This window comes from Silvanigrella sp., assembly GCF_044369315.1.
Classification (GTDB): Bacteria; Bdellovibrionota_B; Oligoflexia; order Silvanigrellales; family Silvanigrellaceae; genus Silvanigrella.
Genome location: NZ_JBIPMD010000144.1, coordinates 1 through 8,419, shown reverse-complemented (window position 1 = coordinate 8,419; position 8,419 = coordinate 1). Strand labels below are relative to the sequence as shown.

The window sequence follows — 8,419 nt, the reverse complement described above, 5'->3', positions numbered from 1 at the left end:
AAATATTGCAGATTCCACTATTCTCGTTTTAATGCCAAATAGCGGCGATGAAATACAATTAATGAAAGCGGGAATTTTACAACTAGCAACAATATATGTCATTAATAAATGTGATTTAGCAGATCCTTCGCGCATGATTCAAGAAATCAAAGAAAATACCCACCCGACTCAGGAAGAGGCTTGGGTACCTCCTGTTTTAAAAACTTCAGCTTCTGCAAGAGAAGGAATTTCAGAGGTCATTCAAAGCGTGTTTCTTCATCATGAATATGAAAATAAAAATTCTGTTGGAAAAGAGTTACGTTACTTAAGATTAAGAAAAGAAGTTTTGCAAAATGTAATTATGATGGCTGAATTGAAATTCAAAGAAGATGTTGAAAAAATTTCTCAAAATGAAATTGATTCTCTTTTTAGAGGAATGACTACAGCTATGTCTATTGCAAATGGAATTTTCGAAAAAAATATAAAAAATAATTAAGGTCATTCAAATGAAAATTAAAAGAATCAATCATCTTGGTATTGTTCCAAAAGATTTAAATCAATCTAAAATTTTTTTCACTACCATTCTAGGCTTAAATCATGAGGGAGGTGAAACTGTAGAAGAACAAAAAGTAGCTGTGGAATTTGTGCGCTGCGAAAATTCAAGACTAGAGCTCTTATCTCCTACGAGTTCGGAAAGTCCTATTGCAAAATTTTTGGAAACAAAAGGCTCGGGTATTCAACATATCGCATTAGAGGTCGATAATTTAGACAATTGGATTGATCATTTGAAAAAAAACAATATTAAGCTTATTGATGAAAAGCCAAGGTATGGAGCACATAATATGCGTATTGTATTTGTTCATCCTCATTCTACCGGTGGTGTGCTTGTTGAGCTTGTTGAGGAACAATCAAAATAGTTCAACTTAATCATTTTAAAGAGAATTGTAAGAATATGAAAAGTCAAAAGTTATTTGTTGTTTTCATTAGTTTATTTCTTGTATTAGGAATTGTTTCTTGTCGCTCGACACCCATTTCTGAGTTATCTCAAGATGATGGTATCACCAGAATTCGTAATGAATTTAATGATAAAAATTGGTCTGATGTGATTGCAAATGTAGATGAATATAAGGCTCGTTATCCTTACTCAAAAAATAATCCAGAAGCCGATTTAATGCAGGCAAATGCATATTATTTATCTGGAAAATATCCCGAAGCCATTGCCGCATACGAAGATTTTGCTCGAAAAAACCCAATTGATAAAAATGTTTCTTTTGCATACTACCGCATAGCAAATTCTTATGACTCACAAGCCTCTGAAGAAGTGGACAGAGAACAAGCTTCTGCAAAAAAAGCAATTTCACGTTATCAGTACTATGTTAAAACATATCCAAATGGGGAATTTAATGCGGAATCAAATGAAAGAATTAAAATTTTAACAAGAAGACTTGCTGAACATGAATTATTTGTGGCGCGATTTTACTGGAAGAAAGATCTCTATTCTGCTTCTTTATCAAGATATCTTGGCATTTTAAAAAATTATTCTCAATATAATGATCTAAAAGAAGAAGCAAAACAAAGAGCCGCCGTTTGTTACGAAGAGTTAGCAGATATTTTAGAAGATGATCCTGAATCGGATAAATATTATATATTTAAAGGTGCAAAACCAGAAGATTTAAGAAAAAAGGCTCAAGAAATAAAATCTGCTAAATAATAAATATTTTATTTATCTTTGGTAAAAATCATGAAAATTCTTCATACATCAGATTGGCATTTAGGGGTATCATTTGAAGGAATTTCTAGGGAAGAAGATCATCAGTTTTTTATAAATTGGTTAATTGATACACTAAAAGAACAGCAAATTGATATTTTAATTATTGCGGGAGATGTTTTTGATCAACCGCAACCTTCTGCAGAAGCTCAAAAAATATATTATCAATTTTTATTTCAAGTTTCAGAGAAAACCAAAGTTAAAAAGGTAATTGTTTTAGGAGGAAATCATGACTCTCCTACTCGCCTCGATGCACCGTCTGAACTTTTAAAATTACTTGATGTCTTCATTATTGGTGGTCTTAATGCCAATGCAAATCTATTATCCCGTTACCTTTGTCCTATTTATAATTTAAATAATGAAGTAGAATTAGTTATTGCTGTTGTTCCTTATATCCATGAGTATAAATTAGGTGTTCGTACTTCCTTTCAAACTGAAAAAGAAATTCAAAATAATTTTAAACAAAAAATAACAGAATTTTATTTTAATTTAGCAGAAGAAGCCGAAGTTTTAGCAAAAGATGCTCCTATTATGGCAACTGGGCATTTAGCTTGTGTTGGTTGTGAAAATGATGATGCACCACTAGAGGTTCATATGGTTGGTACCCTTGGTGGTCTGCCGAATGATATCTTTGATCCTCGTTTTTCTTATGTAGCTCTAGGGCATATTCACAGAGCTTATCATGTTGAAAACTCAAATGCATATTATAGTGGTTCCCCCATTCCTTTATCTATTAAAGAATCAAAAACGGCTCGTTATGTTCAAATTGTTACTTTTCAATCTGAAAATAATAAAAAGCCACTCATTCAAAAAGTAGAAGTTCCTGTATTAAGAAATATCATAGAAATAAAAGGAAACTTAGAAGAAATATCAACTATTTTAAAAAATTTAAGTTGGCAAACCGCAAAGCCTCCCTTACTTGCCATTCAAATTTCTGTAAATACTTATATTCCAGGAATTGATCTCGAAATTCGAAAAAATTTAAATCATTTGTTTTTTCAAAATACGCCAATAATAGCATATATCAGACAAATACCTATTTTAAATAATGATTCTAAAAATGTATACACTGAAGTTGTTTCTTTAAAAGACTTAACTACTGAACAGGTATTTATTAAAATGTGTGAAAGTCAAAACCAAGTTGTTGATAATGATTTATTAAAAGCATTTCGTAGTTTACTTAACGAAGAAAATATTTAAAGTATTATTTAATTAATTAAGGGTTTTTATTTTGAAATTATTAAAAATTGAACTTGAAAATTTAAACTCGTTGTATGGACAACACAGTGTCGATTTTGAAAAAGATTTATTGGGGTCTCCTCTTTTTTTAATTATGGGATCGACTGGAGCTGGAAAATCAACTTTAATGGATGCCATGTCTCTTGCATTATTTGGGCAAACCCCGCGATTGATAAAAAGCAAGACGGATAAAGATTCTGAAAATGATTGCAGGCAAGTCATGTCACGAGGAACCGCATTTGCATTTTCTCAATTGACATTTATAAAACTTGAAAACGGAAACTTAGAAAAATATCGTGCTACATGGCAATGTGAAAGAGCTTACAAAAAACCAGATGGAAATTTTAAGGATCCAAGAAGAATATTAGAAAAATATATTCCCGAATTTAATGAATGGGAGCAAATTGTAAGTGATCATCGGCCTAAATTTTTTGAACCGCATTTTAATAAAGTTCTAGAGAATTTGACAGTTGATGATTTTAAAAGAATGGTCTTGTTAGCTCAAGGTGAGTTTGCTGCTTTTTTAAAAGCAAATGAAGAAGAAAGAGCAGCCATATTAGAGCGACTTACCAATACAGAAATATATAAAGACATTGGAAAAAAGGCTTCAGAAAAAAAGAAAAGTTATGAAGAAAAATTAAATCAGGCAACTTTGAAGTTCAACGGTATTCAAATATTATCCTTAGAAGAAGAAGAAAAACTAATAAATGAAAATTTAGAGCTTAATGAAAAAATCATTTCTTCAGAAAAAAGTATTGAAAATTTAAATAAAAATATGGAATGGCTTGATAAAAAGAAATATCTCGAAGAAAAATACAATGAAGCTTTAATCTCATTTGAAAACTATGAGAACAAGTACAAAAAAAATATCGAAGTTATCTTTAGTATAGAACAATATCATAAATTTAAAAATGCTATTCAATATATACAAAAAGAAGAAATTTTAAATAGTAATTTGTTAAAATTAAAATTAGACAAAGAGAAAAATCAAGAAAATTTAAATATTCTTAAAACTCATATTACTTTTATTTCTAATAATTTAAAGCAATATCATGAATCTTATGAATCTGCTAAAAATATTTTAAATACAAAAAAGCCTGAAATTTATAAAGGAAAAGAACTTCGATTTCAAAAAAATAATCTTTTATTAGATTTAGAAGATAAAAAAAATAAAATAGATCAGGTTGCGAAAGAAAAAGATAATTTAATTCATTTAAAAGATATTTTAGAAAAAAAATATCTTCAAATTAAAACAAATCAAAGTGAATTGTATAATGAAGTTAAAAAAGATTTAAATAATATGTTTGTAAATTACAATTTATTTTTAAAATCTTCAATTGAAGTTAAAAATAAGTTTGAAATTTTAAAAAAAGATGTTATTTCATTATCTATTCCTTTTGAAAATCCCCAAGAAAAACTTATTTGTCTGAGAAAAAAAAGAGATCTTTTAAATTTAGAAAAGTCTTCTATGAGTAAAATTTCTTTTTACCTTGAAGAACTTCAAAAAAAAGAAATGGAATTAAGCGATTTAGAAAAACAGCACAATGAATTAGAAAAGAATATTTTAAAAGAAAATGAAAACTATTCATTCACAAAAAATACTTATGATTATGAGCTAAACGAAATTTCTATCATTAAAAATCAAGTATCCGATCTGTCTTGGAGAATAGGTTTAGCAGAACAAAGAAAACATTTAAATTTAGGGGAAAATTGTCCATTATGTGGAAGTTTAGATCACCCTTATTTTCAAGAGGCTGCATTTAAAAATTCGGATTTAGAGATACTTGAAAAACATCAATTTTTGACTTCCCAGTTGATCTTTAAAGAAGAATCTTATCATAATTCTTTGACAACTTTAAATCAAATTGAAAAAAATGTATTTATTTTTACTCAAGATATTAAAAATATGAACTCACAAATAAACTCCTTAAAAAAAGGAATTGACGATAAAAAAAATACCTTAATAGAAATGTTCCGTGAGAAAAACTATTCTCATGTAATAAAAAACAGTGATCAGTTTTATAATGCGTTAAGAGAACTAGAAAAAAATAATGAAGAAAATTTAAAAAACACTGATTTAGAAATAAAAAAAATAAGTGAAAATTTCGAAAATTATAATTTAATGAAAGATCAATATATTGAAAATAAAAATAATGAAAGTAATTATTTAAGATATATTCAAGAATTGAGTGATGTTTTAAAATATTTAGATCAAAATTTCGATTTGGACGCCTTTAAAAAATCAATCGAATATGACAATGTTTTGAGTGGCAATATTATTTTTGATGAGAAAAAATATTTTGATAAATTTCGTATGATTGAAAATGAAAAGTCTGAAATATCATATAAATTAGTTGAAACAGATAAAGATATTTTATTAAATGAAAAAATGATTCAAAATTTAAAACATGAATTGGTTTTTATAGATAAAAAATTAAATACCTTAGATTTAGAAATAATCTCAGTATTAAATGGGGAAGACCCAGAAAAATTTGAAAATGAACTGAATGATTCTGTCAATTCTAAATATTCGAAACTCACTCAAGAGCAAAAAATATTTAATGATAAAGAAAAAAACTATGTTGTTTTAAAAAATCAACTTGAAAATATAACTAGTCAAGAAAATCAAATAAATGATAATTTGTTTTTAATTCATGATTTTTTAAAAAATGAATTTATTAAATTAGAAATTGATAATAAAGATGAAATTATAAAGCATAATTTAAATGAAGAAGATTATAAAAAATATCATATCATTTATACCGAGCTTGAAAAAATAAAAATTTCAACAACGGAATTAAAAAGTCAAAGAGAATTAGATTTAAAAAAGCATCAAGAAATAAACTTTGATAATAAATTTAACTATGACTATGATTTTTTACAGCAAAATAGGAAAGAATTATTATTTTTTATTGATAATTTGAAAGAAAGTAAAGCAAATATATATCAAAGAATTATTTGTAATGAAGAAAATAAAAATCAAAGTACTAAGTTTTATGAAGAGCTGAAAGAGATTCAGCATGAGTTTTCTATTTGGCAACGTTTGCATCAAATTATTGGAATTAATAATGGAGATCAATTTAAAAAATTTGCGCAAATATTAAATTTAGAAGAACTTATTTCTAAAGCAAATTATCATTTGTCAAGGTTTGAAAAAAGATATTCTTTAGCACCCGCCATGGACTCCGAAAATAAACCAAGACTCGCTTTTGCCATAAAAGATAGTTATCATGCGAATGAATTAAGATCATTTAAAACTCTTTCTGGGGGAGAAACTTTTTTAGTTTCTTTAGCACTTGCTTTAGCACTGGCGGATTACAGAAGTGTAAGAATGCCAATTGAAACCATTTTATTAGATGAGGGTTTTGGTACTTTAGATCCCGAAACCTTGCAGATAGCAATGGGTGCCTTAGAATCTTTATATTCTAATGGAACACAAGTTGGGATTATCAGCCATGTGGAATCCTTAAAAGAGTCCATTGGTGCTCGCATTATTTTAGAGAAATTAGGAAATGGTCATTCATGTATCAAAGTTGAAAACTTATAAAAGTTGAGGTGTAAATGGATATTCAGGAATATCTAAAAAGAGAAGCTATCGGGAAATCTTGGTTGCCAGGTTTTGGTGTTTTTGAAAGAGAAGTCAGAAGATTTTTTGCCGTACCTGCACAAACCATTTTAGCTCCTTTTGGCAGTGCTTTAATTTATTTTGGACTATTTGGTATTGCGCTTGGTAAATTAATATCTTCACCAAATAATCTAGAATTGACGCATGGTTTTGAATATGTCGTGTTTTTAATTCCTGGAATTATGGCCATGGAAGTTGTAAATGCTGGGCTTCAAAATCCAATGAGCAGTATTATGATAGCAAAATGGAGCGGCACAATTGTAGATGTGTTAATGGCTCCTCTTTCTCCACTATCTATGTGGCTTGCTTATATTTTTGGAGCTGTTATCAGAGCCATTATTGTTTCTTTAGCTGTTTTAATTTCGGGTTTTATTTGTTCTTGGAGTTTTGTTTCATTTAATCCCTTTTTATTATTATTTGCTATCATTCTTGCAACTGGAATTTTTGGAAGTATTGGAATTGCAGCGGGAGCCGTCTGTAAAAGTTGGGATCAAGTCGGTGTCATTATGTCTTTTGTGGTTCAGCCGCTTGTCTTTTTCTCAGGCGTCTTTTTTTCATTTAGTTCTTTTCCGGAATGGATCCAATTTATAAGATTTTTAAATCCTATATTTTATATTGTGAGTATGTTTCGTTATTCTGTATTGGGAATTTCGGATACTTCACCTCTTGTTTCTTTTTCCGTTTCTATTTTATTTTTTATTTTAACCTCTATTTTTTCAGTTAAAGTTTTAAAATCTGGCTTTGGTTTGAGGGCTTAAAATTAATGAATGCAATTTCAATTGAATTTAAAAATGCAAGTAAAATATACAAGCTTCCTAAAGGCGGACAATTTGAAGCATTAAAACCATTAAATCTTTCTATAAAAAAAGGAGAGTGTTTTGGTTTATTAGGACATAATGGAGCAGGTAAAACAACTATATTAAGTCTCCTTGCTGGAATAAATAAACCCACAACAGGAGATGTGATTGTTGAAGGATTGAGTGTTAACGAAAATACTTCTCAAACAAAAAGATTATTAGGAGTTGTGCAGCAAGAGTTGATTGCAGACACTTTTTTTAATTTACCAACAATGCTTCATATTCAAAGTAAACTTTCAGGATTTAAACCAGATAAAGAATGGATCGATTTTTTATTAGAAAAATTAATGCTAACGGAACACATTAAAAAAACAACCCGAGAATTAAGCGGTGGTATGAAACGCCGTATGATGATTGCTAGAGCTTTAGTTCATAAACCTAAAATTTTAGTATTAGATGAACCAACCGCTGGAGTTGATATTCAGTTGCGAAAAAGCATGTGGGAATTTATTGAAGGTCTTCATAAACAAGGAATGACAATTATTTTAACCACTCATTATCTTCAAGAAGCAGAAGAGTTCTGCAGTCGAATTGCGATTGTTAAAAGTGGCGAAATTGTTACTTTAAAAGAAAATAAAGAACTTTTAGCTCTTGGTGGAAAACATAAAATTTCTTGTTTAATTGAAGTTTCTAACGTTTATCAATGGATGCAAGATCATTCCTCTTATTTAAATAGTCTTTCTATATTATTAGAGCCTGTTAAACAGGTTTCTCATAGTAAAGGAAACTTAAAACTATCTTTACCTTACGTTCACGGTAGTATGAATTCTTTTTTAGATTCAGTGAATGTTATGAATACCGTAGCTCTAAAAATTGGAATGAGAATTTCGGATATATTTACGGAATCACCAGCTTTAGAAGATGTATTTATTAAAATCAATAGTGGTGATATTAGTACTTAAATGAAATATGATTGAGAATTTTATAAAAATAAAGATTAGGATTCTTCAT

General features: G+C 28.6%; 6 protein-coding genes and 1 pseudogene. All 7 read left to right on the top strand.

All coding sequences use genetic code 11. The features are described from left to right. Positions 1-475: pseudogene (locus tag ACIQ56_RS11455) on the top strand (hypothetical protein); the annotation flags it as partial. A gap of 10 nt (positions 476-485) precedes the next feature. Continuing rightward, positions 486-896 carry a methylmalonyl-CoA epimerase gene (mce, locus tag ACIQ56_RS11450; protein WP_397601195.1) on the top strand — a complete coding sequence of 137 codons (411 nt, stop codon included), beginning with the start codon at positions 486-488 and terminating at the stop codon, positions 894-896. Positions 897-931: 35 nt separating this feature from the next. Further along, a complete protein-coding gene (gene bamD / locus ACIQ56_RS11445; RefSeq protein ID WP_397601194.1) occupies positions 932-1,690 on the top strand; it encodes an outer membrane protein assembly factor BamD in 759 nt (252 codons plus the stop codon). Between the two features lie 30 nt (positions 1,691-1,720). Next, positions 1,721-2,947, top strand: a complete 1,227-nt coding sequence (gene sbcD / locus ACIQ56_RS11440) for an exonuclease subunit SbcD (RefSeq protein WP_397601193.1) — start codon at positions 1,721-1,723, stop codon at positions 2,945-2,947. A gap of 31 nt (positions 2,948-2,978) precedes the next feature. Further along, the gene (locus tag ACIQ56_RS11435; RefSeq protein ID WP_397601192.1) at positions 2,979-6,533 is read left to right on the top strand and encodes an AAA family ATPase; all 3,555 of its coding nucleotides are present in this window, start codon (positions 2,979-2,981) and stop codon (positions 6,531-6,533) included. 14 nt (positions 6,534-6,547) lie between these two features. Further along, complete coding sequence (locus ACIQ56_RS11430) at positions 6,548-7,369, top strand: ABC transporter permease (RefSeq protein WP_397601191.1); 822 nt, start codon at positions 6,548-6,550, stop codon at positions 7,367-7,369. Between the two features lie 5 nt (positions 7,370-7,374). Next, the gene (locus tag ACIQ56_RS11425; protein WP_397601190.1) at positions 7,375-8,370 is read left to right on the top strand and encodes an ABC transporter ATP-binding protein; all 996 of its coding nucleotides are present in this window, start codon (positions 7,375-7,377) and stop codon (positions 8,368-8,370) included. The last annotated feature ends 49 nt before the right edge of the window (positions 8,371-8,419 follow it).

Coding starts and splice junctions, on each gene's coding strand:
- sbcD (WP_397601193.1), top strand. CDS start 1,721: ATGAAAATTCTTCATACATCAGATTGGCATTTAGGGGTATCATTTGAA.
- ACIQ56_RS11430 (WP_397601191.1), top strand. CDS start 6,548: ATGGATATTCAGGAATATCTAAAAAGAGAAGCTATCGGGAAATCTTGG.
- bamD (WP_397601194.1), top strand. CDS start 932: ATGAAAAGTCAAAAGTTATTTGTTGTTTTCATTAGTTTATTTCTTGTA.
- ACIQ56_RS11425 (WP_397601190.1), top strand. CDS start 7,375: ATGAATGCAATTTCAATTGAATTTAAAAATGCAAGTAAAATATACAAG.
- mce (WP_397601195.1), top strand. CDS start 486: ATGAAAATTAAAAGAATCAATCATCTTGGTATTGTTCCAAAAGATTTA.